23 protein-coding genes are annotated in these 24,731 nt (G+C 70.2%); 10 read left to right on the top strand and 13 right to left on the bottom strand.

The window, feature by feature from the left end; genetic code table 11:
* Window positions 1-562: 562 nt before the first annotated feature.
* Window positions 563-4,429, top strand: coding sequence for a hypothetical protein (locus tag ACFXOM_RS13290; RefSeq protein WP_385037935.1), 3,867 nt, complete (start codon window positions 563-565; stop codon window positions 4,427-4,429).
* Window positions 4,419-4,787 carry a hypothetical protein gene (locus tag ACFXOM_RS13285; protein WP_384938693.1) on the top strand — a complete coding sequence of 123 codons (369 nt, stop codon included), beginning with the start codon at window positions 4,419-4,421 and terminating at the stop codon, window positions 4,785-4,787. Before ACFXOM_RS13290 ends, ACFXOM_RS13285 begins: the two co-directional genes overlap by 11 nt.
* 420 nt (window positions 4,788-5,207) lie before the next feature.
* Here ACFXOM_RS13285 and ACFXOM_RS13280 read toward each other — a convergent pair whose 3' ends face one another.
* From ACFXOM_RS13280 to ACFXOM_RS13265, 4 genes are all read right to left on the bottom strand, one after another.
* Entirely contained in the window at window positions 5,208-6,536 is a 1,329-nt protein-coding gene (locus ACFXOM_RS13280) for a hypothetical protein (RefSeq protein WP_384946916.1), read from the bottom strand.
* Window positions 6,526-7,032, bottom strand: coding sequence for a DUF6114 domain-containing protein (locus ACFXOM_RS13275; RefSeq protein ID WP_384938697.1), 507 nt, complete (start codon window positions 7,030-7,032; stop codon window positions 6,526-6,528). Before ACFXOM_RS13275 ends, ACFXOM_RS13280 begins: the two co-directional genes overlap by 11 nt.
* Window positions 7,033-7,126: 94 nt before the next feature.
* Window positions 7,127-7,783: a DUF6230 family protein gene (locus ACFXOM_RS13270; protein WP_384938699.1), complete on the bottom strand. Its 657-nt coding sequence runs from the start codon at window positions 7,781-7,783 to the stop codon at window positions 7,127-7,129.
* A gap of 627 nt (window positions 7,784-8,410) precedes the next feature.
* Window positions 8,411-9,382 (bottom strand): tetratricopeptide repeat protein, encoded by a 972-nt coding sequence (locus tag ACFXOM_RS13265; protein ID WP_384938700.1) that lies wholly within the window; start codon window positions 9,380-9,382, stop codon window positions 8,411-8,413.
* Between the two features lie 216 nt (window positions 9,383-9,598).
* Between ACFXOM_RS13265 and ACFXOM_RS13260 the strand changes: the two genes are divergently transcribed.
* Window positions 9,599-10,228, top strand: a complete 630-nt coding sequence (locus tag ACFXOM_RS13260) for a TetR/AcrR family transcriptional regulator (RefSeq protein ID WP_384938702.1) — start codon at window positions 9,599-9,601, stop codon at window positions 10,226-10,228.
* A 179-nt stretch (window positions 10,229-10,407) separates the two neighbouring features.
* Here ACFXOM_RS13260 and ACFXOM_RS13255 read toward each other — a convergent pair whose 3' ends face one another.
* Together ACFXOM_RS13255 and ACFXOM_RS13250 are read right to left on the bottom strand one after the other, a co-directional pair.
* Window positions 10,408-11,391, bottom strand: coding sequence for a GDP-mannose 4,6-dehydratase (locus ACFXOM_RS13255; RefSeq protein WP_384946913.1), 984 nt, complete (start codon window positions 11,389-11,391; stop codon window positions 10,408-10,410).
* Window positions 11,388-12,590 (bottom strand): glycosyltransferase, encoded by a 1,203-nt coding sequence (locus ACFXOM_RS13250; RefSeq protein ID WP_384946910.1) that lies wholly within the window; start codon window positions 12,588-12,590, stop codon window positions 11,388-11,390. The genes ACFXOM_RS13255 and ACFXOM_RS13250 overlap by 4 nt, the downstream gene beginning before the upstream one ends.
* Window positions 12,591-12,655: 65 nt before the next feature.
* On the opposite strand from ACFXOM_RS13250, the gene ACFXOM_RS13245 reads away from it, so the two are divergent.
* Both ACFXOM_RS13245 and ACFXOM_RS13240 read left to right on the top strand, forming a co-directional pair.
* Window positions 12,656-13,348 (top strand): response regulator transcription factor, encoded by a 693-nt coding sequence (locus ACFXOM_RS13245; RefSeq protein WP_384938708.1) that lies wholly within the window; start codon window positions 12,656-12,658, stop codon window positions 13,346-13,348.
* Window positions 13,345-14,745 (top strand): sensor histidine kinase, encoded by a 1,401-nt coding sequence (locus ACFXOM_RS13240; protein ID WP_384938710.1) that lies wholly within the window; start codon window positions 13,345-13,347, stop codon window positions 14,743-14,745. The genes ACFXOM_RS13245 and ACFXOM_RS13240 overlap by 4 nt, the downstream gene beginning before the upstream one ends.
* 495 nt (window positions 14,746-15,240) lie before the next feature.
* Here the strand turns inward: ACFXOM_RS13240 and ACFXOM_RS13235 are convergent, their stop codons facing one another.
* The 5 genes from ACFXOM_RS13235 to ACFXOM_RS13215 all read right to left on the bottom strand — a co-directional run bounded on the left by ACFXOM_RS13235 (window position 15,241) and on the right by ACFXOM_RS13215 (window position 18,751).
* Window positions 15,241-16,941 (bottom strand): methylmalonyl-CoA mutase, encoded by a 1,701-nt coding sequence (locus ACFXOM_RS13235; RefSeq protein ID WP_385037932.1) that lies wholly within the window; start codon window positions 16,939-16,941, stop codon window positions 15,241-15,243.
* An 84-nt stretch (window positions 16,942-17,025) separates the two neighbouring features.
* Window positions 17,026-17,358 carry a DUF3817 domain-containing protein gene (locus ACFXOM_RS13230; RefSeq protein ID WP_384938713.1) on the bottom strand — a complete coding sequence of 111 codons (333 nt, stop codon included), beginning with the start codon at window positions 17,356-17,358 and terminating at the stop codon, window positions 17,026-17,028.
* A gap of 75 nt (window positions 17,359-17,433) precedes the next feature.
* Window positions 17,434-17,943: a MarR family winged helix-turn-helix transcriptional regulator gene (locus ACFXOM_RS13225; RefSeq protein WP_384938715.1), complete on the bottom strand. Its 510-nt coding sequence runs from the start codon at window positions 17,941-17,943 to the stop codon at window positions 17,434-17,436.
* A gap of 173 nt (window positions 17,944-18,116) precedes the next feature.
* Window positions 18,117-18,410 (bottom strand): MTH1187 family thiamine-binding protein, encoded by a 294-nt coding sequence (locus ACFXOM_RS13220; RefSeq protein WP_384938717.1) that lies wholly within the window; start codon window positions 18,408-18,410, stop codon window positions 18,117-18,119.
* Complete coding sequence (locus ACFXOM_RS13215) at window positions 18,407-18,751, bottom strand: DUF3817 domain-containing protein (RefSeq protein WP_384938719.1); 345 nt, start codon at window positions 18,749-18,751, stop codon at window positions 18,407-18,409. The genes ACFXOM_RS13220 and ACFXOM_RS13215 overlap by 4 nt, the downstream gene beginning before the upstream one ends.
* 189 nt (window positions 18,752-18,940) lie before the next feature.
* Between ACFXOM_RS13215 and ACFXOM_RS13210 the strand changes: the two genes are divergently transcribed.
* The 4 genes from ACFXOM_RS13210 (at window position 18,941) to ACFXOM_RS13195 (ending at window position 21,594) form a co-directional block, all read left to right on the top strand.
* Window positions 18,941-19,573, top strand: a complete 633-nt coding sequence (locus ACFXOM_RS13210) for an AIM24 family protein (RefSeq protein ID WP_384938867.1) — start codon at window positions 18,941-18,943, stop codon at window positions 19,571-19,573.
* Window positions 19,573-20,223 (top strand): AIM24 family protein, encoded by a 651-nt coding sequence (locus ACFXOM_RS13205; protein WP_384938721.1) that lies wholly within the window; start codon window positions 19,573-19,575, stop codon window positions 20,221-20,223. Before ACFXOM_RS13210 ends, ACFXOM_RS13205 begins: the two co-directional genes overlap by 1 nt.
* A complete protein-coding gene (locus ACFXOM_RS13200) occupies window positions 20,220-20,999 on the top strand; it encodes an AIM24 family protein (RefSeq protein WP_384938723.1) in 780 nt (259 codons plus the stop codon). Before ACFXOM_RS13205 ends, ACFXOM_RS13200 begins: the two co-directional genes overlap by 4 nt.
* A gap of 118 nt (window positions 21,000-21,117) precedes the next feature.
* Complete coding sequence (locus ACFXOM_RS13195) at window positions 21,118-21,594, top strand: MarR family winged helix-turn-helix transcriptional regulator (protein ID WP_384938725.1); 477 nt, start codon at window positions 21,118-21,120, stop codon at window positions 21,592-21,594.
* A gap of 303 nt (window positions 21,595-21,897) precedes the next feature.
* Here the strand turns inward: ACFXOM_RS13195 and meaB are convergent, their stop codons facing one another.
* Together meaB and ACFXOM_RS13185 are read right to left on the bottom strand one after the other, a co-directional pair.
* Entirely contained in the window at window positions 21,898-22,854 is a 957-nt protein-coding gene (gene meaB / locus ACFXOM_RS13190; protein WP_384938727.1) for a methylmalonyl Co-A mutase-associated GTPase MeaB, read from the bottom strand.
* Window positions 22,855-22,880: 26 nt separating this feature from the next.
* On the bottom strand, window positions 22,881-24,083 hold the full coding sequence (locus ACFXOM_RS13185) for an acetyl-CoA C-acetyltransferase (RefSeq protein WP_384938729.1): 1,203 nt from the start codon (window positions 24,081-24,083) through the stop codon (window positions 22,881-22,883).
* Window positions 24,084-24,231: 148 nt separating this feature from the next.
* Between ACFXOM_RS13185 and mce the strand changes: the two genes are divergently transcribed.
* Window positions 24,232-24,672: a methylmalonyl-CoA epimerase gene (gene mce / locus ACFXOM_RS13180; RefSeq protein WP_384938730.1), complete on the top strand. Its 441-nt coding sequence runs from the start codon at window positions 24,232-24,234 to the stop codon at window positions 24,670-24,672.
* Window positions 24,673-24,731: the final 59 nt, after the last annotated feature.

The following is a 24,731-nucleotide window of genomic DNA, read 5'->3' as shown; positions in this document are numbered from 1 at the left end:
GACCCCGGAGTCGGCGCGCCAGATCCGAAGCGACGCAGTCGATCACCCGCGGAATGACACAGCGCACCTACTCGCCGCCCCGTCGGCGACGACAGCCGGGGATCCCGCTGCCGCGGTGTGCACCGCTCACGGCAGCAGCGCGCGTCCGGGGAGACCGGCGAGACCGCGCCCCTCGGCTCCCCTCTCTGGTGCCCCGCGTCGGTGGGGCATTCAAGCCACGATCCGAGCATTCTTAGACAGAAACTTCCAACTGTGAAGATTGTTATGACAGTTGAACGACCAACTCGGACTTGATTTTCACAGATTCGCCGCAACCATTTCGGATGATCTCCCCATATTTAACGATTAGTAAGACCCATCCCCCGCTGCGGTCAGCATGAGAAGATCTGCCCTGCCTTCGGGGGAAGGCAGGGGGCGGCGTGCTCGACCGGCACGCCGAGGGGACGACTGACATCTCTTCCGCAGCGGCCATCCGACTGACCACCGGATAGGTGCCCGCCGCGCTGCCGTGACGCCTGCTTCTTCCCGGGCATGACCTGTACCCAGAAGAACAGGCTGAGCAGTGCTGAGAACATTTCGAAGAAACCCGCGCGCGCGGCGCGCGGCGCTGACACGGGGCATCGCGGGAACCGCACTGGCGACCGCTTCGTCGATCCTGGTGGGACTGGTGTACGCGGTCCCGGCACACGCGGAGGAGCCGGGTGACAACCCGACCGATCCGTGGAAGAGGACCCTGCGGATCAGTCTCGGAGCGCAGGCGCGCAAGGACCGCTGCCAGGTGGCACGTGCAGTGCACTACGGCGGTCCGGACATGAAGACGACTGCCAACGCCGCACTGTCCGGTACGGATGCGGACGTGGCGGCGGCCTGGGGCCCCTTCGGGGGACTCGGAACGCCCCTGGGTGCCGCGCACGAGCGGGACGAGACGGCTCAGAGCGCCAGCGGCACCGCCTTCGTCGCCCGACAGGACAAACTCAACGAGACCAACAAGCCCTACGCGGCAACGAACCACTCCGGTGGGCGCGACTACCACGCGCCGGAGTTCGGCGCAGACATCCGCGCCTTCGCCAGGGTCGAGCGCGAGCTCGCCTTCAAGGTCGGGGACGACCCCACACCCAGGCCGGGGAAGGCCGCGGTGGAGAAGGCGAAGGAGGTTCTCGCCGCGTTCGACACCACCGGTGACGACTGGGGATCGGCATACAAGCCGATCGCCGGCGACGAGGTGGTCGGCAGGAACAACGGCCGGAACGGGGCGCCCGGTTCAGCCAATGACGTAGCCACCTTCCTCCGCTTCGGCGGGTTCCTCAAGACCGCTCCGTCGCCGGACTCGTCGGAGCACCGGACCGAGGTGGAGTTCCTGAAGGCAGCCTGGGCGGGCTGTGACAGTAACAACCCCATCGACCACTACCGCGCGCTCACCGGTGTCGTCCTCGACGCCTACACGGAGTGGGAGGCGGAATACGCCTCCCAGAAGAAGCAGCGTGCGGAGATCGTCGCCGCCGAGGGCGTCACCTCCAAGGAGGTCCGGGCAGCATCGGTGGCGATGGTCGAGTCCATCCGGCAGGCATGGCAGGCCGACCAGATCCTCTTCTTCCAGAAGTACTGGGCGGCACGGCCAAAAAGCATCCTGAAGCCGAAGCCGGCCGTGTTCGCGAAGGCCGCGAAGGACCTGCAGATAGCGCGCAAGGCCGCCGCCGCCCAGGTTCCGATCGCGGAGAAGGCTGTCGCCGCGGCCAAGGCAGCCGCCGAGAAGGCGGACGCAGCACAGAAGGCCGCCTGGGCCATCGCCGATGCGGCCAAGACGCCGCGAGGCCGCGGCCTGATGTACGCCCAGCAGTCGGTCCAGGTCGCGAAAGCGTCGTACGCCGCTGCGCAAGCGGCCTCGAAGACCGCGCTGACCGCGGCAAACGCGGCGAAAGCCACAGCCGCTGACAGCCAGGCGCTGCTGGCCCTGGCCAAGACCCAATCGCACGCCTTGCAGACCGAGTTCCGCAAGGCGGCGGCGCTGGAGGCAGCGGCGCAGGCGAAGGCTGCGGCAACGGCGGCCGCAGCCCAGGCCAAGGAGGCCGCGGACAACGCCACCAAGGCGAAGGACGCGCAGACCACTGCCGAGCGTGCGCAGGAGACTGCGCGCGTCGCGGCGGCCACTGCCAAGACGCAGCGTGCCAGAGCCGAGCACGAGAAGGCCCTCGCTGCGAAGGAACGCCAGACCGCAGCCAGCGAGCGTGCCAAGGCCCAGGCAGCCGAGCAGCGCGCGGCCAACGAGCGCGAGACGGCCGGGCGCGCCCGTACCCAGGCCGAGGGTGCCGCCAAGACCGCCGACGAGCAGCTCACCGTGGCGCTCCTCGCCGAGGGCAAGGCCGCTGCCGCGCGCCAGCAGGCCGAGGAGGCGGAGCGCAACAAGAACGCCACCGCCTCCCGTGCCGCAGCCCTGGAGTCGGCCGCCGCTGCCGCTGTCGGCACCAGCGCCGCAGGCGAGACCCGGGAGGCAGCCACCGCCGCTCGTACCGCAGCCAACGACGCCGCAGCCGCGGCCGGCCGAGCGCACATCGCCGCCGGCGAGGCGAGTGGCGCGGCGCAAAGCGCCCGCGCCGCCGCCACCCGTTCCGAAGCCGCAGCGCAGCGCTCGCGTGCCGCGGCCGACAAGGCGTGGGCGGCTTACCAGACGGCCGCCGCCGCGGGCGCGGTCGCGCATGCCGCGGCCGCGGAGGCCATCGACGCCTCCGAAGCCGCGTCGGCGAACGCCGCCAAGGCCGAACAGGAAGCCAAGAAGGCGCAGACCGCAGCCCTCAAGGCGAGCCAGGAGGCCGAGGCGGCCCGCATCGAGGCCGCCAAGACCAAGGCCTGGGCAGCCGTAACGGCCGGACGCGCGTACGCGGCCGGCCAAGCCGCCTCCGCGGCCCGCGACGCGGCGAGCGAGGCGATCAAGCCGGCCAACACGGCCATCACGCTGGGCACTCCGTACCGGGAGTCGGACTCGGCGGCCGCCTTCGCGGTCCTGGTCGGCCAGTCGGCCCTGTCGCTGTCCGAGCAGCAGGCCGTCGCGGCCACCGCAAAGGCCAACGAGGCGGCCAAGGCGGCCGCCGCCGCCAAGTCGCTGGCGGCCAAGGCCGCCGGCGACGCCAAGGTCGCCGCGCAGGCGGCAGCGGCAGCAGCCGCCGACGCAGCGGCTGCGCTCAAGTCCTTGGCCTCAGCAAGGGCATCGGCGGCGGAGGCGGCCAAGGCTGCAGAGGCGGCGAAGAAGGCCGACGCCAAGACCAAGGAGTACGTCACCCAGGCCGGCACGGACTGGTTCTACGCCGACGGCGCCGCCCGCGACGCGTCCAGCGAGGCCGCAGCGGCGAACAACGAGGCCACCGAGGCCGAGAAGAGTGCTGCGAACGCCCGCGCGTCGGCCGACGCCGCCACGCGCGACGCCGGTGCCGCGGACACGGCGGCCACCCGGGCGGAGACGGACGCCGTCGCCGCCGAGAAGTCCGCGGCCAACGCCAATGAGGAAGCAAAGGCAGCCGACGAGGCGGCAGACCGTGCCGAGGAGGAGTTCCGCAAGGAGGAGGAGGCGAGGCGCAAGGCCGCCCTGGACGCTCCCAAGCCCGACACCGGGCCGGACCTCACCCAGGACGAGGAAGCCCTGCTCCTCGCCCAGTGCGGCCAGTCCTGCGTGGACGACTTCCGCGAGGCCAAGCAGATCCTGGCCATGGACGTCATCGACTGGGTCGTCGCCAACGGCGGCCAGATCCTCCTCGACGAGCTCGGCTACACCGACGCGAAGAAGTGCTTCGCCCAGCGCGACGTGGAAAGCTGCCTGTGGACGCTGGCCAACGTCATCCTCGTCGGAGCGGCCGTCACGAAGATCCCCTCAGTCGGCAGGGCGATCTACCGGGTCAGCAAGGGCATCCACTCCTTCTGGGAGCGCCTGGACAAGGCCAAGGACACCTTGGACCGGATGCGCACGGTCCTGGACCGCGTCAAGAAGGGCCAGAGCGCCATCGCCTGCCTGGCGCCTCTCGTACAGGGCGCCGCCGCCACGCGGACCGCGTTCCACGGAGCTTCGGCGAAGGCCGGAGCACTCGCCTTCGTGCCCGCCGGCGTGTCCGCCGCTGCTGCCGCCTCCGGCAGCAAGCCGAAGGGCTGCGTGACCTCGGCACTCGGCAAGAACAGCAGGCTCGCCAAGCTCGCCGAGAAGTCCACCAAGAACGAGAAGGTACAGTCGGAGATGAACCAGCTCATCAACAAGCTCATCGACGGCAACGACCAGCCGGGCAAGGGCTCCAAGGCGCTGTCGCACGGCATCCGCTACCTCCGGGGTGACGACGGCGCACGCCTGTTCTTCCGTGAGGTCAAGGACGGCTACGAGATCGTCGGGAAGTCGGACAAGAAGCTCGAGCAGAAGGTCATCGAGGAACTGATGAAGATCTATGGCTCATAACCCCTTCGTGGTCGTGAAGACAGCCGACTTCTCCATCACGTACACGCTCGGTCTGGATGACGACGCCGAGACCGTCGAGGACGTCGACGCCGTCATCCGCGCCCATGACGGCAGGGAGTGGAGCGCGAGCCTCATGACGCTCCGGAAGATCGCCGAGGTGCTGGAGCGCCGCTCCGTCACCGGGGAATGCGCCAACGGCCTGTACTTCCGGGTACCCGACCTCGTGATCGTCCGCGAAGTCGGCCTGGACGCCATGACCAGTGCTCTGATCGACGTTTTCAGTCAGTACGGCATGAACATAGACGTCCTGCCGCGCCTCCCCGACGACGAGGAGGACAGCGAGGACGAGGACGGCTGACCCTGGTACTCGCCCCACCGGGCCCCTGGCGGAAGGTTCTCCCTTCCGCCGGGGGCCTCGATCGTTCCTCAGTTGGACGCCGTCGGGATCGACGCACGGAACGTCGTCACCTGGGGCAGGGGTAGGCCCGTCAGGCACGCGTCGTCGAAGGCGGGCTCCGGAGCTTGGGACCTCCGCCGGATCGGGAAGCGGGCGACAGCAACGGGCGCCGGGAAGGCCGACGGTTGCCGTCCAGCGCGGTTCCCGGCTTGGGGATGCCCCCCGTGGACCGCCACGTACTCCGCCGGCACATCGCTGATGCCCTGCCGGACATGCCTCAGAGGGAACCCTGGAGACGCGCCGGCCGGTCGAACGCGAACGGGCTGTGGGCCGCACCCCGTTCGAGGTACGGCCCACAACCCGTTGCGGCTCCCGGAAAAGTCAGTTCTTGCCACCGGTGAAGTAGTTGTGCAACCCGGGCACGCTGAGGGTTCCGCCGAACTGGCCGGCCTGGGTCACCTTCACGTGGGTGAAGAAGGCGAAGGGGACGTTCAGCGGCGGCGGCGTCTTGGGACTGAAGGTCACGGGGATCAGCCCGAAGAGGTGGCCCTTCAGTTCCTCCGTGTACATCGTCACCGTGCCGTTGCGGATCTTCGAGGTGGAACCCTTCTCGGCCTGGACGTGCGCCGTCGTGCCGTTGGGGCCGACCACGAGCTGGTGGAGGTCCTTGATGTCCACTTTGGAAGCGGTGAACTTCAGGACCTTCTTGGTCTTCCCGCTGCCGGTCCTGACCTCGACGATGCCCTTGTAGTCGAGCCCGGTCAGGGTGAGCAACGAGCTCTCCAGGATCCAGGGGTCGTCCGGGAGCGTCGGGACGCCCGGCTCCTGCTCCGCTGCGGCCAGCGCCTCCGGGTCCGCGGTCGGGCACGGGAAGCGGGGCTTGCCGTCGGCGCCCTCGGGGATGTCGTCGTCCTTGACCGGATCGAGCCCCTTGGTCTGCTCGTCCAGCTCCTCCACCGTGGCGCCGGCCTTCTCGGCGGCCTCCCTGATGGCCTTCTCGGTCTTCGACGCGGCCGAACCGGCGGCGTCCGCTTCGGCCTTGGCCGCCGGCTCGGACGTCTCCTTCGCCGGCTCCTCCGGCTCGGCCGGAGTGTCGGCGGCCGGCTCGGAGGGCTCCTCGGTCGGCTTCGCCGTGTCGCTCGGAGTCGGCGTGGCCGCCGGCTCCTTGTCGGGCCCGTCGAAGAGGTCCTTGATCGCCGACCCCAGTCCCAGCGGATCGAGCGGGTTCTTGGTCTCGGTCGGTGCGGGGGCCGGGTCCGCCTGGCCCTGCGGCGCGGACGCCGTATCGGAGGCCGACGGGGACGCGCTCGGCTTCGGCTGCTGCCGCGCATCGGCGGACGGCTTCTCCGAAGGCTCCTCGGTGGGCCCGTCCGACAGTTCCTCGGACGGCTTCCCGGAGGCGTCGTCGGACGGCTCCTCCGACGGCTTCGCGGACTCCGACGCGGAGGGCGACTCGGACGGTTCGTCCGAGCGGGTCACGCACGGGCCGGGCGCGAAGGGTATGTCCTTGTCGTCGGCGAGTGCGAGCTTGGGAGTGAGGCCCATCCCCACGAAGACCGCGGTGGGCATCGCTGCCAGGGCCATGGCCTTGCCGGCGGGCATCTGAAGCTTGGTCAGGAGCGACTTCCTCGGGGCCGCGTGGCGCGGCCCCTTTCTGACCCGTGCCTCGTCACCCCCCGCCGTGTTCAGCGGTGTGACATCACCCGGCACTGTTCCTCCCGCCGTTTGCGTCGATGGTGGTCTCGGCTTGCGCGTCGTACGGTCCCCACGGCTCCGGATCGGCCGTTGCCGTGGGCTCCGCGGCCGCTGGCTTGCCCGGCGCCCAGGAGACCGAGAGCGCGCCTCCGATCAGGGAGAGCAGGAAGCCGACCACGAAGCCGCCCAGATTGGCCACCGGGATGGAGACCAGCGCCAGCAGGATCGCGGCGACTCCCGCGAAGACCCTGACGAGGGGCTGGAACCACATGGTCAAACCCAGGGTGACCAGGAGGACGCCGATGATCAGCGAGCCTGCACCCGCGGTCGTCGACATCGAGAGCGTCATGTGGCCGAGCTTGAAGCTGGCGTACGGGAAGTAGGCGATCGGTATGCCACCGAGCAGCGTGAACAGACCGGCCCAGAAAGGCCGCTGCCCCCTCCAGTCACGGAATCGCCGGCGAAAGACGCGGAGGAAATGCTCGTTCTGCCCCGTGGACTCGGCGTTCATGGAAAACAGCTCCCTGGAACTGGTGTTGCTGTGCGAAGAGTTGGGCGGGCGGCGAAGCCGCTAGTCTCCACCGCCCGCCCGGACGGAGCATCCGTCAGTAGCACTCGACTCCGGCACCGGAGCCCTTGAGCAGCTTCATCTGCAGTCCGCTCAGCTTGAACGTGCCGGCGGTGGTCGCCCACGCCTTCTGCTCGACGTTGTCGAGGACGGCACGGTCGGCCTGTTGGGCGAAGCCGTTCTCGAGGACCGAACCATCCTTGACGGCAGGGCCCTTGCCACCGGTCTTCGGGTCGCCGACGTTCTTGGTGGCGACGCCGATGTCGATGTTCGTGAACTCGGCATCCGCCTTGAGCTCCGACACATCCAGATACAGGTTCTCCGCCGAGACCGGCGTCTTACCCTCGCCGGCCTTCAACTGGAGGGTGATCTTGCCGATCAGCGGCACATCCGTGACCACCGACTGGCACATGTTGTTGATCGTGGCGTTCTTGAAGGTCGAGATCGCCACCGGGTGGGCGGTCTTCGCGTCACCCTTCAGATCGGCGTACCCCAGGTCGACCCCGCCGTACTGGGCGAACCCACGGCCGTCGAGGTGACCTGCCTTGACCTTGAACTCCTGGCCGCTGACGGCGAACGACGCCGCGAGCGCACCCTGTGCGAGGCCGACGCCGATCGCGGCCGTGGCGGCCACGGCCGGAACCATGACGACCGCGAACCGCTTCCATCTGGTCCCACCACGTACCTGGGACATAACTGTTCCTCCTTCTCGGACGTACATCTCCGGTACGGACCGGGGAGGTCCGCCCTGGGATGGGAGAAGTGCTACGTCCTCGGGAAGGAGAGCGCCCGTGTATCAGGCGCTGGCCGCGTCCTAATCACCGGCGATCACCCCCGAGCGACAACCACTGGCCACGCCTTCGCGCAACCGCAATGGACAGGCCCTGCCGCCCGGGCAGGAACCCCCCTGTCCGCGGCCGGCGGACAGCGCCGCCGACCCACTCGGTGGGGACCCAGAACCGCGTGGACGCGGCTGGCTGCCGGGCTGGTGCGGTGATGGACCGAGCGTGGCCGATCGTGGTGCATTAAACGCCGGGGCACAAGGGGGTTCGTTACTCACTAGTAACGGACCGATAACCACGCCACGACCGGGAGCTGCCGCCCGGCCACACAGGGTGCCTCGGAGCGCGCCATCGGGGGCGGATATTGAGAGGGAAAACGGGACAGAACCATAGGCTCGATTTACTGCGAGTAACAGCGGCCGCGCTTTACCAAGTTTTGGTAAAGCGCGGCCGCGCCTTGTCACTGTGTCGCTAAATCGGCGACGACCGGACCGGGCGTTCCACGGTCGGAACGGCACCCGGGCCAGGGCGTTCCGTGATCAGAACAGCACCCGTGCCAGCGCGGTCCGGGCGGCCGTCACACGCGGGTCGTCGGAGCCGATGACCTCGAACAGGTCCAACAGGTGGAGCCGGGCGGCGTTGCGGTCATCGCCCGACGTGCGCCCGACGGTCTCGACGAGCCTGCCGAAGGCGTCCTCGACGTGACCGCCGACGAGGTCGAGGTCCGCGGCCGCGATCTGCGCCGGTACGTCGTCCGGTTTGTCCGCGGCGTCCTTGCGCACCGCCTGCGGGTCCATGCCCCGCACCCGGGACAAGAGTTCGGCCTGGGCGAGACCGAGCTTCGCCTCGGCGTTGCCCGGATCATCCGCGAGGACGTTCTTGTACGCCTGCACGGCGCCACTGAGGTCACCGGAGTCCAACGCCGCCACGGCGGCTTCGAGCAGCGCGTCGTAAGGGCCCGCCGGGACCGGGGCGCGCTCCTCGGCGGCTTCTTCGGCGTCCGCGTCGACGGCGAGACCGGTGAGCCCGAAGCGCTCCTCGCCGACCTTGATCAGCTGATCCAGGGTCTGCCGGATCTGAGGCTCGGGCGCAGCGCCCTGGAAGAGGGGCAGCGCCTGCCCGGCGACCACCGCGAACACGGCAGGGATGCTCTGGATCCCGAATTGTTGACCGAGGATCTGGTTGGCCTCGACGTCGACCTTGGCCAGCACGAAACGGCCGTTGTACTCGCGCGCCAGCCGCTCCAGGAGGGGGCTCAACTGCTTGCAGGGCTCGCACCACTCGGCCCAGAAGTCGAGGACGACCGGGACTTCCGCGGAGCGCTGGAGGACATCGCGCTCGAAGCCGGCCTCGTCGACATCGATCACCAGGCTGGAGGGGGGGACGGCGCCGTCGTCGCCACGCCGGGCGGCCTCCGCACGGGCCTGCTCCGCCTTGGCCTTGGCCTCACCGGCCGCCTTCAACGCGGCGAGGTCGACGACGCCGCTCATGGACATGTTCCTAGGCTGCATGGGTACATCCTCCCCCTTCCGCGCCGTGCGAGTGAAAAGTCGTCGGGCCACCCTTCGGTGCTCGCTCCGCGTACTGTGCGCCGGGTCCCCACCCGGCGGCCGTGATTGCCGCTTTCGCTACGGGTCGTAGCGTAACTCGTGTATCACGGATCCGGGTGAATTCCTCTGGTGAGCTGACTCACAGCGATTCACTTACCGGCCGGTATGGTCGCGGGCATGTGCAGTCGCAGTCGTCCGAGAACGATCCGCACCGGCCGCCCCCGCAGCGCCGAGGCGGACGCCGCCATCCTGGACGCCACCAGGGCGGCGCTCGTCGAGCTGGGCTGGTCACGGCTGACCATGGGCGACGTGGCGACACGGGCCGGAGTGGCCAAAACCACCCTGTACCGGCGCTGGGCGGGCAAGAGCGAACTCGTCGTGGATGCGGTGGCCGTCCTCTTCGACGAGCTCGAACTTCCCGATCGCGGCAACCTCGCCGCGGACATCGAGGGCGTCGTGCTGCAGTTCGCCGCGCTGCTCGAACAGCCCGAGGCGAAGACCGCGCTGATGGCGGTGGTCGCGGAGTCGACCACCGACGCACCGCTGCGCGAGCGGATCCGGGTCTCCATCGTGGACCGGCAGAAGCGGCTCGTCCTCCAGGGCCGTGCCCGCGCCCAGGAGCGCGGCGAACTGCCCGTGGAGTCCGACCCCGCCGCTGCGGCACGTACCGCGGACCTGATCTTCGATGTGATCGCGGGTGCGGTGGTGCACCGTGCACTGGTGAGTGCCGAACCCGTCGACGCCGACTGGGTGCAGCGCTTCACCGCGCTGCTGCTGGGCGGTCTCGGTGCGGCGGCCCAGACGTAGCCGGCCGGGACGGAAATGGCAGCGCGAGACTGACCGGAAGCGGCGGTGCGCGGCCGGGGCGGGCCGCGCAGCCCCTCTGGCGGACTGGGCGGGCACCGGCCATGACCGGTGCCCGCCCCAACGGATATGCCGAACGCCCGGAACGGGCTGGCGGGCGAGGCGGGCGCCCGCCAGCCCCCTCAGACCTGATAGCGGTCGGCCGCGAACAGGTGCAGATGGTCGGCGACCCACTCCGACGTGCGCTTCAGCCCCTCCTCCAACGGGACTTCGGGCTCCCACCCCGCCCACTCCCGCGCCCGGCGGTTGTCCGAAAGCAGCCGCTCCACCTCGCTGCCCTTCGGCCGCAGGCGCGTCGGTTCCACCACGACCTCCGCCGTGCGGCCGGACGCGGCGATCAATGTGACGGCCAGGTCGCCGACCGAGATCTCCTGTCCCGTACCGAGGTTGACGACCTGTCCGAGGGCCCGGTCGCAGTCGGCCAGCGCCATGAACCCGCGGGCCGTGTCCGTGACGTACGTGAAGTCGCGCGTCGGCGTCAGCGATCCGAGCCGGATCTCCCGTGCACCCGCGTGGAGTTGGGCGAGGATCGTGGGAATCACGGCCCGCGCGGACTGCCTCGGCCCGTAGGTGTTGAACGGGCGCACCACCGTGACCGGCAGTTCGAAGGCGTGCCCGTGCGACAGGGCCATCATGTCCGCGCCGATCTTCGAGGCGGAGTACGGGGACTGCGGCTGGAGCGGATGGTCCTCGGAGATCGGCACGGTGCGGGCCGTGCCGTACACCTCGCTGGTCGAGGTGTGGACGAGACGGCGCACGCCGTGCCTGCGGCAGGCCTCCGCGACGTTCTCGGTACCGTTCACGTTCGTCTGCACGTAGGCGCCGGGAGAGTCGTAGCTGTACGGGATGCCGATCAGCGCGGCGAGGTGGAAGACCGTGTCACAGCCCGAGACGGCGTCCATCACCCGCCCCGCGTCGCGCACGTCACCCGCGATCATCTCGACGTCTCCCATGAGGTGGGCCAGGTGCCCACGCTCCGCGTAGGGCTTGTAGTGCACGAAGGCACGGACGCGGGCGCCCTGCTCCACGAGCAGGTCGACGAGCGTCGATCCGATGAAGCCCTCGGCGCCGGTGACGAGGACGGTGCGGTTCTCCCAGGTGGTCATGAGGAGTTCTCCTTGCGGTTCGAAACGGTGGTGGAGGCGATCGTGAGGACACGGGCGGCCAGCAGCTCGGCCGCTCGGGCGTGGGGTCCCGCGACGGCGGCCGCCCCCATGTCGGCCAGCCGCCGTGGGTCCGCCAGCAGCGGTCCGACGAGCGCGGCGAGGCGGCCGGCGGTGGTTTCCGCGTCCGGGAGCAACAGTCCTGCTCCGGCATCGGTCAGCACCCGGGCGTTGTGCGTCTGGTGGTCGCCCGGTGCATGGGGGTACGGGACGAGGACGGCCGGTACCCCGGTCGTGGCCAGCTCGGCGACGGTCGCCGCCCCGGCGCGGCACACGACGAGGTCGGCGGCTGCGTAGGCGAGGTCCATCCGGTCGAGGTACGCGACGGCCCGTGCGACGGGTGAGTCGCCGAGCCTGCGACGCGTCTCCTCCAGAGCCGCGGGCCCGGTCTTGATCAGCAGGTGGACGTCGGTGCGGTCACCCCAGGCGTCCGCGAGCCCGATGGCTGCCTCGGTGAGCCGGGCCGCGCCGAGGCTGCCGCCGTTGACCAGCAGCATCCGCGCCCGCTCCGGCACGGCCAGCTCGCGGCGTGCGGCGCTGCGCAGCGCCGCACGGTCGAGCCGGGCCAGCGAAGCGGCCACGGGCATGCCGGTGGTCAGGGCGTTCTCACCGCCGGCGAGGTGGGCCCGGCTGCGGTCGAAGGCGACTGCGAGGTGCGGCGTCAGCCGGGCAGCGAACTGGTTGGCCCGTCCCGGAACGGCGTTGGACTCGTGGATGAGGCTCGGCAGTCCGGACAGCCGCGCGCCGAGGATGACCGGGGCGCTCGGATAGCCGCCCATGCCGACGGCGATGTGGGCCCGCTGGTCGCGGAGGATCGCCCGGCACTGGGCCGCGGACCTCAGCAGGGCGGCCGGCAGCAGGTAGCGCCGCGCACCGAGCGACGGGTCGAAGGGGATCATGTCGACGGTGTGCAGCCGGTGCCCCGCTGCTGGTATCAGTTCGGTCTCCAGCCCCCGCGTGGTGCCCACGAAGGAGATCACTGCCTCGGGCACGGCGCGGCGCAGTGCCTCGGCGAGCGCGAGGCCGGGATAGATGTGGCCGCCGGTGCCCCCGGCGCCGATCACGACGGACAGCGGTTCCCGGGCGGCCCACGGGCCGGGCTCCGGCCGTTCCGCCGCTCGGGCAAGGTGTGGTGTGCGCATGGTGGCCACGCTGGCGAAGCGCTTTAAGAGGGATCTAAGAAGCCGGTTTGGCAGGCTTGGGTGCCATGGGAGCAGCAAGGATCCTGGTGGTCGATGACGATCCGGAGGTGCGGGCCGCGGTGGCCGACGGCCTCTGTGTCGAGGGGTATGAGGTCAGGGAGGCGGCGGACGGTCTGGCCGCGCTCTCCGAGGTGGCCGCCTGGCAACCGGACGCGCTCGTGCTCGACGTCATGATGCCGGTGCTGGACGGGCTGGCCGTGTGCAGGAGGCTGCGCGCGCTGGAGGACCGCACCCCCGTACTCGTGCTCACCGCCCTGGACTCCGTGAGTGAACGCGTCGACGGGCTGGACGCGGGTGCCGACGACTACCTGGTGAAGCCCTTCGCGCTGGACGAGCTGACCGCGAGGATGCGCGCCCTGCTGCGCCGGGCCGCTCCCCCCGGCCCGGACGGGGACACCGCACGGTTGACGTTCGCCGACCTGGAAGTGGATCCGGTGACCCGCACCGGCAGCCGCGGCGGACGTCCACTGGAGTTCAGCCGCACCGAATGCGCGCTGCTCGAGCTGCTGCTGTGCCATCCGCGCCAGGTGTTGACCCGTGAGCTGATCCACGAGCGGGTCTGGGGACGCGACTTCGGCCCGGGATCCAACTCGCTTGCGGTGTACGTGGGCTACCTGCGGCGCAAGCTGGAGGCGGCGGGCGAGGTACGACTGGTCCACACGGTGCACGGGGTGGGCTACCGGCTGGACGTCCCGTGACCGGCGGCCGCCGGCTGGGCGCGCGCTGGCGGCGGCGTCGCCCGGTGCGCACCAGGCTCGCCCTCGCCGCGTCGGCCGCGGTCGCCCTGGTGGCCGTGGGGGTGTGTGCCGCGGCGTTCGTCGTCCTGCGCTACGAGATGTACCACCAGCTCGACCTGAACCTGACCCAGTCGGCGACACAGGTGATCCAGCAGAACCGCGGGGCGGGTCCTGACGTCTTCGCGGGCGAGTGCCGCTTCCTCGCAGCTCCCGCCTGCGCCCAAGTCGTCCCCGTGGATCCGTCGGCCGATGCGGACAAGCCGTACCCGCTGCCCGTCTCCGCGCCCGTGCGGCAGGTCGCGGCCGGTGACCGGCCGCCGTACTTCAGCAACACCACGGTCGCGGGCCGTCCCGCGCGGATGCTCACGACCCCGTTCGGCAAGGACGCGGCGCTGCAGGTGGCGCTGCGTGCGGACACCGTGGAACGGGGCGTACGGCAGGCGGCCTGGCTGCTTTCGCTGGTCGGGACCTCCGGGATCATCCTGGCCTGGGCACTCGGGTACGCCGTCTCCCGCACCGGTCTGGCTCCGGTGGCCCGGCTGACGGCGACCGCCGAGCGCATCGCGGCGACCCGCGACCCCCGGCACCGCATCGAGTTGCCGCCGGGCCCGCCCGGGCGCGAGGACGAGGTGACCCGGCTCGCCGCCACGTTCAACACCATGCTGGGTGAGCTGGAGCAGTCGGTCACGGCACAGCGGCGGTTGGTGGCGGACGCCTCGCACGAACTGCGCACACCGCTCACCGCGCTGCGCACCAATGCCGAGTTGCTGGCTCGCGCGGACCGCCTCACGGGGGCGCAGCGCGACCGGGCGTCCGGCGCGCTGGCGCGGCAGCTGCGCGAGGTCACGGGGCTGGTGAACGACCTGATCGAGCTGGCGAGGGACGAGGAACCGCACCCCCTGCTGGAGACCGTGCGACTGGAGCAGCTGACCGAGCACGCGGTGAACACCGCACGGGCCCACTGGCCGGAGACGGACTTCACCTTCTGGACGGACGGGGCCACCGTGGACCTCACCCTGCCGGGTGTGCCCGCCCGACTGTCCCGGTTGCTGACGAACCTGCTCGACAACGCGGCCAAGTTCAGCCCGCCCGGCGCTCCGGTCGAGATCGCGCTGACGACCACCGATCTGACCGTGCGCGACCACGGTCCCGGGATCTCGCCGGAGGACCTGCCCTACGTCTTCGACCGCTTCTACCGGGCGGAGAGCGCACGGGCACTGCCCGGCTCGGGGCTGGGCCTGGCGATGGCCCGCCAGATCGCCCGTGCCCATGGCGCCGAGCTGACGGCGGAGCACGCACCGGGCGGCGGTGCGTTGTTCCGGCTCACGTTCGCGGGCACCGTGGTGAGCTCTCCCTGAGCCGTGGGCTGTCCGGCCGGGTCCCCGTGGACGGCAGGTGCGCGTTCCTCGGACGGCAGCCGCCCGGTGGCGGACGCGTGTTGCACGGGCCCACGCGTCCTGCGACGGCGGACCGCGGCGTGGCGGCGTCGCGGCGATCAGGAGGGCCGCGACGGCGCTGTCGAGCCCGTCCGCGACGCCCACCCGGAGCGAGGCGGCGTGCCTCCCTCGGCGGCCGGTCCTCCGGCACGGCGGTCACGCGTCCCCGGCTCACCGCCGTCGGCGGGAGGTTCGCGTCCCCGTTGACCGTCCGCGAAGGGCCCACAGCCTCGATGTGGCGGAGGCGGACGGGCATGCGTGCCGCACGCGGGAACGGGCGGGCCGGCCGTCGCGCCACGGTGGGGGCGACGGCCGGACCCACCGGCGGCCTTCGTGCACGGTCGTCGTGCGCACCGCGGCCGTGCGGATCGGGGTCGTGCGGATCGGGGTCGTGCGGATCGGGGTCGGGAGCCGGGCTCAGAAGCCGGCCGGCTCCGTGTACGTGCCCCATTCGTCCCGCAGTGCGTTGCAGATCTCACCGAGGGTCGCCTCGGCGCGTACCGCGTCGAGCATGGACTCGATCATGTTCGAACCGTCACGGGCGGCGGCCAGCATGGCGGCCAGCGAAGCCTTGACACGTGCGTCGTCCCGACGGGACTTGCGCTCGTCGAGGATGCGGACCTGCTCCTTCTCGACCTCGTGGCTGACGCGGAGGATCTCCAGGTCGCCGGTGACCGAGCCGTGGTGGGCGTTGACACCGACGACGCGCTTGTCGCCCTTCTCCAGTGCCTGCTGGTAGCGGAAGGCCGACTCGGCGATCTCGCCGGTGAACCAGCCGTCCTCGATGCCGCGCAGGATGCCCGAGGTGACGGGCCCGATGGGGTGCTTGCCGTCCGGATGGGCCCGCAGGCCGCGCTCCTTGATCCGGTCGAAGATCTTCTCGGCGTCGGCCTCGATGCGGTCCGTGAGCTGCTCGACGTACCAGGAGCCGCCCAGCGGGTCGGCGACGTTGGCGACGCCGGTCTCCTCCATCAGCACCTGCTGGGTGCGCAGCGCGATCTCCGCGGCCTGCTCGGAGGGGAGGGCCAGGGTCTCGTCGAGTGCGTTGGTGTGCAGCGAGTTGGTCCCGCCGAGGACGGCGGCGAGGGCCTCCACCGCCGTGCGGACGACGTTGTTGTACGGCTGCTGGGCGGTGAGCGACACACCGGCGGTCTGCGTGTGGAAACGCAGCCACTGAGCCTTGTCGGTCTTCGCGCCGTAGACCTCCTTCATCCAGCGGGCCCAGATGCGCCGGGCCGCGCGGAACTTGGCGATCTCCTCGAAGAAGTCGACGTGTGCGTCGAAGAAGAAGGACAACCCGGGGGCGAAGAGGTCGACGTCCAGGCCGCGGCTGAGGCCGAGCTCGACGTATCCGAAACCGTCCGCGAGGGTGTACGCGAGTTCCTGCGCCGCCGTCGCCCCGGCCTCGCGGATGTGGTACCCGGAGACGGACAGCGGCTTGTAGGCGGGAATGGTGCGGGCGCAGTACTCCATCAGGTCGCCGATGAGGCGCAGATGCGGTTCGGGCTCGAAGAGCCACTCCTTCTGCGCGATGTACTCCTTGAAGATGTCGGTCTGGAGCGTGCCGTTGAGCACGCCCGGGTCGACGCCCTGCCGCTCGGCAGCGACGAGGTACATGCAGAAGGCGGGTACGGCAGGTCCGCTGATCGTCATGGAGGTCGTGACGTCGCCGAGCGGGATGTCCTTGAAGAGGACCTCCATGTCGGCGGCGGAGTCGATGGCGACGCCGCAGTGTCCGACCTCGCCGAGCGAGCGCGGATCGTCGGAGTCACGGCCCATGAGGGTGGGCATGTCGAACGCGACCGAGAGCCCGCCGCCGCCGGCGGCCAGGATCATCTTGTACCGCTCGTTGGTCTGCTCGGCGTTGCCGAAGCCGGCGAACTGGCGGATGGTCCAGGTGCGGCCCCGGTAGCCCGTCGGGTACAGCCCGCGGGTGTACGGGTACTCCCCGGGCCAACCGATGCGCTCGAAGCCCTCGTAGGTGTCGCCGGGCCTGGGCCCGTAGGCCGGCTCGACCGGGTCCCCGGAAAGCGTGGTGAAGTCGGCGTCCCGCTTCTTTGCGGAGTCGTACCGGGCCTGCCAGCGGCGGCGGCCCTCCTCGATGGCGTCAGCGTCCATACCTTCGAATTTACTAGGACGTCCTAGTAAATGTCGATGGCAGACCGGCGCAACACTCCGTACGGCGGTGCGGCCGGTCGGGGATCAGGCTTCGGCAGCGACCGGCGCCGGCCCGTCGACCAGCGGCTCGACCTCGCGGACGACCTTGCGCTCGACGAAGAAGGCGGCCGTGGGAATGGTGCCGGAGACCAGCACCCACAGCAGCTTGCCGAAGGGCCACTTCGCCTTGGAGCCCAGATCGAAGGCGAAGATCAGATAGATGATGAAGAGGACCCCGTGGACCTGGGAGACCATGAGGGTCAGGTCCTCTCCCTCGCCGAACCCGTACTTCGCCACCATGCAGCCGCACAGGATCAGCAGCATGACGGCGGTGACGTAGGCCATCACCCGGTAGCGGGTCAGCACGCTCTTCTTCATGGGAGGAGCGTAACCGCCCGCTTTGGGAGATCTTCGGGCGGGTGGGGCGGCGCCGGTCGCGACCCACCCGGGCGGTCACGTCTCGTCGAAGTCGTGTGCCGAGACCCTCAGCGGCCGCAAGAGCGCGAAGATCTCCGCGCACTCCTCCGCGTCGTAGGCGCCGAGCCCGAAGTCCATCGCCATGAGGTCGCGGGTGGCCGCCTCCACGACCTCCCGGCCCTTCTCCGTGATGGAGGCGAGCGTCCCGCGCCCGTCGTTGGGGTTGGGGCGCTTGGCGACCAGACCCGACGCCACCAGGCGGTCGACGGTGTTGGTCACCGACGTCGGGTGCACCATCAGACGTTCACCGATCTTGGACATCGGCAGCTCACCGGCCTTGGAGAAGGTCAGCAGCACCAGCGCCTCGTAGCGCGCGAAGGTCAGTCCGTACGGTTTGACGACGGCATCCACCTCGGCGAGCAGGATCTGGTGCGCGCGCATGATCGAGGTGATCGCGGCCATCGAGGGCACGGGACCCCAGCGCTTCTGCCAGAGCTCATCGGCTCGGGCGATGGGATCGAAGGGGAGACTGAGCGGCTTCGGCACGGCACCGACCATACCCACTGGTCACATGCTGGTCAGCCCGGTTCCGAAGTTCGGACGCCGACGACCGCGTCCCCCGCCCGGCCCTCCGGCAGCACGCGGGTGCGGCCGGCGCCGCACGCAGAGCCCCCGGATGCGTTCGTCCGCTCCCGGGGGCTTGGCCGTCCGCCGGCGAGTCAGGCCGACAGGTGCCGCTCCACCGTCTCGACCTTGCCGGTCAGCCCGTCCGTCACACCCGGCCTGAGGTCGGCCTTGAGCACGAGGGAAACGCGCGGTGCCCGCTCCTCGACGGCGGCGACGGCACGCTTGACCACGTCCATGACCTCGTCCCACTCCCCCTCGACGCAGGTGAACATGGCATCCGTGCGGTTGGGCAGGCCGGACTCCCGGACGACCCGGACCGCGTCGGCGACGTACTCCCCGACGTCCTCGCCCACGCCCAACGGGGTCACGGAGAAGGCGACGATCACGAGCCCACCTTCATCTCGCGGCGGGCCCGGGAGGCGATGACGGCGTCCTCGGCGGCCCTCCTGAGCTTGCGCTCGGCGTAGAAGCCGCCGAAGGGCAGCACCGACAGGACGAAGTAGACCGCAGCCGTCTTGACGTCCCACTTCGCACGGTTCCAGGCGTCGAGCCAGAAGATCACGTACAGGATGAACAGCACACCGTGGATCGCACCCATGACCGGGACGGCGTTGAACTCCGTCGTGCGCTTGAGCACCGAGCACACGAGCAGCAGGAGGAAGGACACGGCCTCGGGCGCGGAGACGAGTCGCAGGCGGTGGAGGGCGGAGGCGGTCTTGATGTCCACGAAAGGCACCTTCGGTGGGGTTCGAAAGGAGGCGGTCAATCTTGTGAACGCACGCACAAGCACGCCCATTGTGGCATTGCCCCTTTCCCGCGGTTTGCCCGGGTGGGTTCAGGGTGTGGTCGGGGTCGCGTTCATTCCGAGGGGCCTGTCCCGGAACGTACGCCGCCCAGTACCTTCACCTCCGTGGCAATGTTTCGACTTCACGGCAGCAAGGTGCTCGCCGTCGACATGACCGGGGACGCCGTCAAGGCGAAGAACGGCTCGATGGTCGCGTACGACGGCCAGATGGCGTTCAAGAAACTGTCCGGCGGGGGTGAGGGCATCCGCGGCATGGTGACCCGCCGCCTCACCGGCGAGCAGATGACCATGATGGAGGTGAAGGGCCAGGGCACCTGTTACTTCGCCGACCGCGCGTCCGAGATCAACCTCGTCTCGCTGCACGGCGACAAGCTCTACGTCGAGTCGAGCAACCTCCTCTGCACCGACAGCGGGCTGCGCACGGGCACGAGCTTCACCGGGCTACGCGGCGGCGCGACCGGCAACGGCCTGTTCACGACGACCGTCGAGGGCACGGGTCAGGCGGCGATCATGTCCGACGGCCCGGCCGTGGTGCTCCGGGTGACGCGCCAGTACCCACTCTCCGTCGACCCCGGCGCGTACATCGCGCACCAGGGGAACCTCCAGCAGAACTTCCAGTCGGGCGTCACCTTCCGCACGCTCATGGGCGAGGGCGGCGGCGAGGCCTTCCAGATCCGGTTCGAGGGCGACGGGCTCGTCTACGTGCAGCCGAGCGAGCGGAACACCATCGGAGGGGACGTCTGATGCCGTTCCGCGAGATCAATTCGAAGATGGTCGAGGCCACGGTGGTGCCCGGCCAGACGATGTACAGCCAGCGCGGCGCGATGCTCGCGTACCGGGGCCAGGTGTCCTTCACCCCCAACGTGACGGGCGGGCAGGGCGGCCTGATGTCGATGATCGGACGACGGGTGGCCGACGAGGCCACGCCGCTGATGACGGTCGAGGGGAACGGCACCGTGATGTTCGGCCACGGCGGCCACCACATCCACGTCATCAACCTCACCGGCGACACCCTCTACGTCGAGGCCGACCGGCTCCTGGCCTTCGACGGCTCCCTCCAGCAGGGAACGATGTTCATGGGCTCGCAGGGCGGGATCATGGGCATGGTGCGCGGCCAGGTCACGGGCCAGGGGTTGTTCACGACGACCCTCAAGGGCCACGGCGCCGTCGCGGTCATGGCCCACGGCGGTGTGATCGAGCTGCCGATCAGCCCCGGCCGGCCGGTCCACGTCGACCCCCAGGCGTACGTCGCCCACCACGGCGACGTACGCAACAAGCTCTCCACGGCGCTCGGCTGGCGCGACATGGTGGGGCGCGGCTCGGGCGAGGCATTCCAGCTGGAGCTGAGCGGCAGTGGTGCCGTGTACGTCCAGGCGTCGGAGGAGAAACTGTGAGCACGCCCGTGACCCATGACCCGATGACGCTGCCGAGCGACGACAACGTCAACGCCTACACCTTCTGCGTGGAGCTCAAGGGCTCCCAGTGGTTCCTGCAGAAGGGCAAGATGATCGCCTACTACGGCCAGATCGAGTTCAACGGGATCGGCCACGGTCGACTGGACCGCCTGATGCGGACGAGCTTCCACTCCCCGCTGCACGCGAGCGACTGGGTGGTGGCCGAGGGCAGCGGCAAGATGCTGCTCGCGGACCGGGCCTTCGACGTCAATTCCTACGACCTGGACGACGGCAACCTGACGATCAGGGCCGGGAACCTGCTGGCGTACCAGCCCTCGCTGGCACTGAAGCAGTCGATCGTGCCGGGCTTCCTGACGCTGATCGGCACGGGCAAGTTCGTCGCGGCCTCGAACGGCCCGGTGGTGTTCATGGAGCCTCCGATCCGCGTCGACCCACAGGCCCTGGTGGGCTGGGCGGACTGCCCGTCCCCGTGCCACCACTACGACCACGGCTACATGAGCGGCGTGATGGGCGGACTGCGCCAGCTCACCGGGATCGGCGGGGCCTCGGGCGAGGAGCACCAGTTCGAGTTCGTGGGCGCCGGGACCGTGCTGCTGCAGTCGACCGAGACGCTGATGGCGGAGCAGGCGACGGGCACGGTGCCGCACGAGCCGGGGGTGCCGGGCGGAGGCCACGGTGGTCCTCTCGGTCAACACGCGTCCACACCCCGCCTTCCCGGCCAGCTTGGGGACCTCCAACGTCGCTTCGGCTTGTGAGCGGTAGGCTGCGGAGTGTGACGTCGAACGTCTGCACCCCTGATAGGGGGATCGGGGTGCAGGACGCCACTATCCACCACTTCGTCCGTCTTTCAACTTCTTAGGGTAGTATCCATATATGGAGACCGAGACGGCCACGCGCTGGCTGAGCGATACGGAGCAGTGCGCTTGGCGCACCTATCTGGATGTCAACAGACTGTTGACGTACCAGATGGAGAAGGACCTGCAACCGTTCGGCCTGACCAACAACGACTACGAGATCCTCGTCAACCTCTCGGAGTCCACGGACCTGCGCATGCGGATGAGCGATCTGGCAGCGGCCACGCTCCAGTCCAAGAGCCGACTCTCCCACCAGATCACCCGCATGGAGAACGCGGGCCTGGTCCGGCGGGAGAACTGCGAGTCCGACCGCAGGGGGTTGTACGCCGTCCTCACCGACCAGGGGATGGAGACCATGAAGAAGGTGGCCCCGCACCACGTCGAGTCGGTGCGCCAGCACTTCATCGACATGCTCTCCCCGGAGGCGCTCGCCGACCTCCACGAATCGCTGAAGCCGGTTGCCGAGCATCTGCGCGGGCGGCGCGGCAGGGTCTGACGGCCCCCTGGGCGCCCGGCCCGCCCGTCGGCCCGCCCCGATACCGCGGAGGCGCGCCGTCACGCGGGCGTCCAGGGCGGCGGGCACGACCCCGGGAACGCCCGGCTTCTGCCCCGCGCCCGCACGCCCGAAAGGGTGTACGACCACGGGCCGGTGCGCGGTCGTGGCGCCCCGTGGCGCGCCCGTCTCCCGTGGCGCGCGCGGCTGCCCGGCCCGGCAGCGGGAACACCCTCGGCGCGAGCAGGGCCCGGCCGCGGAGACCGTACCTCCGCCACCGGGCCGCGGCCCGCACCTGCCCGCGGGCTACTCGCCCGTGAGGCCCGCCACGAGTTCGTCAGCCGCCGCGTACGGGTCGAGTTCGCCCGCCACGATCCTGGCAGCGAGCGCTTCGAGCCGGCGGTCACCGTGCAGGTCACCGATGCGTTCACGCAGGGCGGTGAGCGCGATGGTCTCCACCTCGTGCGCCGCGCGGCGACTGCGCCGCTGGGCGAGCACGCCGTGCTCCTCCATCCATGCGCGGTGCTTCTCCAGTGCCTCGACGACCTCGTCGATGCCTTCCGCCCGTGCGGCGACCGTCTTCACGATCGGGGGCCGCCAGTCACCCGGTGCCCTGGATTCGCCGAGGCCGAGCATGTGGTTGAGCTCGCGGGCGGTCGCGTCGGCGCCGTCGCGGTCCGCCTTGTTGACCACGTACACGTCGCCGATCTCCAGGATGCCCGCCTTCGCGGCCTGGATGCCGTCACCCATTCCGGGTGCGAGCAGCACCACCGAGGTGTCAGCCTGGGAGGCGATCTCGACCTCCGACTGGCCGACCCCGACCGTCTCCACGAGCACCACGTCGCAACCCGCGGCGTCCAGCACCCGGATGGCCTGCGGAGCGGCCCAGGCGAGTCCGCCCAGATGGCCGCGGGTGGCCATCGAACGGATGTAGACGCCGGGGTCGGAGGCGTGGTCCGACATACGGACCCGATCGCCGAGGAGCGCGCCTCCGGAGAACGGCGACGACGGGTCGACGGCCAGGACGCCCACCCGCTTCCCAGCCCGCCGGTAGGCCGTCACCAGAGCGGAGGTGGACGTGGACTTGCCGACCCCCGGCGAGCCGGTCAGACCCACCACGTAAGCGCCGCCGGTCAGTGGCGCCAACGCCGCCATGACCTCGCGCAACTGCGGGGACGCCCCCTCGACGAGTGAGATCAGCCGGGCCACGGCCCGCGGCCGACCCTCCCGCGCCTGGGCGACCAGCCCGGGGACGTCCACCATCGTGCGCACTCCGTTCGTCGCAGGACTTACTTGGCCGGTACGCGGACGATCAGCGCGTCGCCCTGACCGCCGCCGCCGCAGAGGGCGGCCGCGCCGACCCCACCGCCGCGCCGCTTCAGCTCCAGCGCGAGGTGCAGCACGATCCGCGCGCCCGACATGCCGATCGGGTGCCCGAGGGCAATCGCACCACCGTTGACGTTCACCTTTTCCGGGGACACCCCCAGGTCCTTCATTGACTGCACCGAGACGGCCGCGAACGCTTCGTTGATCTCGATCAGGTCCAGGTCGGAGACCTCCAGCCCCTCCTTCTTGATGGCGTGCTGGATGGCGTTGGAGGGCTGCGACTGGAGCGAGTTGTCCGGGCCCGCCACGTTGCCGTGGGCACCGATCTCGGCGATCCACTCCAGGCCGAGCTCCTCGGCCTTGGCCTTGCTCATGACGACGACGGCGGCGGCACCGTCGGAGATCTGCGACGAGGTGCCGGCCGTGATCGTGCCGTCCTTGGCGAACGCCGGGCGCAGCTTCCCGAGCGACTCGGCGGTGGTCTCCGCACGGATGCCCTCGTCCTTGCTGAAGAGGACGGGCTCGCCCTTGCGCTGCGGGATCTCCACGGGCGTGATCTCGGCCTCGAACAGGCCGTTCTTCTGTGCGGCTGCGGCGCGCTGGTGGGACAGCGCGGCGATCTCGTCCTGCTCGGGGCGAGCGATGCCGAGGCGGGTGTTGTGCTTCTCCGTGGACTCGCCCATCGCGATGCCCTCGAGCGAGTCGGTGAGGCCGTCGTACGCCATCGCGTCGAGCATCTCGACCGCCCCGTACTTGAAGCCCTCGCGGGACTTCGGCAGCAGGTGCGGGGCGTTGGTCATCGACTCCTGGCCACCGGCGACGACCACGTCGAACTCGCCGGCGCGGATCAGCTGGTCGGCGAGCGCGATCGCGTCCAGTCCGGAGAGGCACACCTTGTTGACGGTCAGCGCGGGCACGTTCATGGGGATTCCGGCCTTGACCGCGGCCTGCCGGGCCGGAATCTGCCCCGCCCCGGCCTGGAGCACCTGGCCCATGATCACGTACTGCACCTGGTCGCCACCGATACCGGCCCGGTCCAGCGCGGCCTTGATCGCGAACCCGCCCAGGTCGGCTCCGGAGAAGGACTTCAGCGAGCCGAGCAGCCGCCCCATGGGGGTACGGGCGCCGGCGACGATCACGGATGTGGTGCTGTTCGTTCCAGACATGAGAGGGGATCCCCTTCCAGCGCGGCGGCTGAGGAGTGAACGAGGGTTTACTCGCACTGTACTGAGCGGTACCCAGTCGGGTCACCGGCCATCCGGTGTGATCGCGCGCACGTTGCGTAACCACAGGCAGGAGCGCTCCACTGGACCCATGCTGACGCGAATCGACCACATCGGGATCGCCTGTTTCGACCTCGACGAGACCGTCGAGTTCTACCGGGCCACGTACGGCTTCGAGGTGTTCCACACCGAGGTCAACGAGGAGCAGGGCGTGCGCGAGGCCATGCTCAAGATCAACGAGACCTCGGACGGCGGCGCCTCCTACCTCCAGCTCCTGGAGCCGACCCGCGAGGACTCCGCGGTCGGCAAGTGGCTGGCGAAGAACGGTGAAGGCGTCCACCACATCGCCTTCGGCACGGCGGACGTCGACGGGGATGCGCAGTCCATCCGGGACAAGGGCGTCCGGGTCCTCTACGACGAACCGCGTATCGGCTCCATGGGGTCCCGTATCACTTTCCTGCACCCCAAGGACTGCCACGGGGTCCTCACCGAACTCGTCACCTCGGCCGACCCGTCCTCCGCGGACCACTGACCTCCGGATTCCCGGCCCGGTAGAGTGGGCCGCTCCGGGCCGGGGCCGGGCCGGGGGCG

It is taken from the genome of Streptomyces sp. NPDC059169 (genome assembly GCF_042755225.1).
Taxonomy (GTDB): Bacteria; Actinomycetota; Actinomycetes; order Streptomycetales; family Streptomycetaceae; genus Streptomyces.
Note: the sequence above shows the minus strand (reverse complement) of the source record. Positions and strands in the feature narration are given on the sequence as shown.

What these genes read in the sequence shown, in the direction of transcription:
- ACFXOM_RS13285 (WP_384938693.1), top strand. Translation starts at nt 4,419, where the DNA reads ATGGCTCATAACCCCTTCGTGGTCGTGAAGACAGCCGACTTCTCCATC.
- ACFXOM_RS13275 (WP_384938697.1), bottom strand. Translation starts at nt 7,032, where the DNA reads ATGAACGCCGAGTCCACGGGGCAGAACGAGCATTTCCTCCGCGTCTTT.
- ACFXOM_RS13270 (WP_384938699.1), bottom strand. Translation starts at nt 7,783, where the DNA reads ATGTCCCAGGTACGTGGTGGGACCAGATGGAAGCGGTTCGCGGTCGTC.
- ACFXOM_RS13265 (WP_384938700.1), bottom strand. Translation starts at nt 9,382, where the DNA reads ATGCAGCCTAGGAACATGTCCATGAGCGGCGTCGTCGACCTCGCCGCG.
- ACFXOM_RS13260 (WP_384938702.1), top strand. Translation starts at nt 9,599, where the DNA reads ATGTGCAGTCGCAGTCGTCCGAGAACGATCCGCACCGGCCGCCCCCGC.
- ACFXOM_RS13255 (WP_384946913.1), bottom strand. Translation starts at nt 11,391, where the DNA reads ATGACCACCTGGGAGAACCGCACCGTCCTCGTCACCGGCGCCGAGGGC.
- ACFXOM_RS13250 (WP_384946910.1), bottom strand. Translation starts at nt 12,590, where the DNA reads ATGCGCACACCACACCTTGCCCGAGCGGCGGAACGGCCGGAGCCCGGC.
- ACFXOM_RS13245 (WP_384938708.1), top strand. Translation starts at nt 12,656, where the DNA reads ATGGGAGCAGCAAGGATCCTGGTGGTCGATGACGATCCGGAGGTGCGG.
- ACFXOM_RS13235 (WP_385037932.1), bottom strand. Translation starts at nt 16,941, where the DNA reads ATGGACGCTGACGCCATCGAGGAGGGCCGCCGCCGCTGGCAGGCCCGG.
- ACFXOM_RS13230 (WP_384938713.1), bottom strand. Translation starts at nt 17,358, where the DNA reads ATGAAGAAGAGCGTGCTGACCCGCTACCGGGTGATGGCCTACGTCACC.
- ACFXOM_RS13210 (WP_384938867.1), top strand. Translation starts at nt 18,941, where the DNA reads ATGTTTCGACTTCACGGCAGCAAGGTGCTCGCCGTCGACATGACCGGG.
- ACFXOM_RS13205 (WP_384938721.1), top strand. Translation starts at nt 19,573, where the DNA reads ATGCCGTTCCGCGAGATCAATTCGAAGATGGTCGAGGCCACGGTGGTG.
- ACFXOM_RS13195 (WP_384938725.1), top strand. Translation starts at nt 21,118, where the DNA reads ATGGAGACCGAGACGGCCACGCGCTGGCTGAGCGATACGGAGCAGTGC.
- meaB (WP_384938727.1), bottom strand. Translation starts at nt 22,854, where the DNA reads ATGGTGGACGTCCCCGGGCTGGTCGCCCAGGCGCGGGAGGGTCGGCCG.
- ACFXOM_RS13185 (WP_384938729.1), bottom strand. Translation starts at nt 24,083, where the DNA reads ATGTCTGGAACGAACAGCACCACATCCGTGATCGTCGCCGGCGCCCGT.
- mce (WP_384938730.1), top strand. Translation starts at nt 24,232, where the DNA reads ATGCTGACGCGAATCGACCACATCGGGATCGCCTGTTTCGACCTCGAC.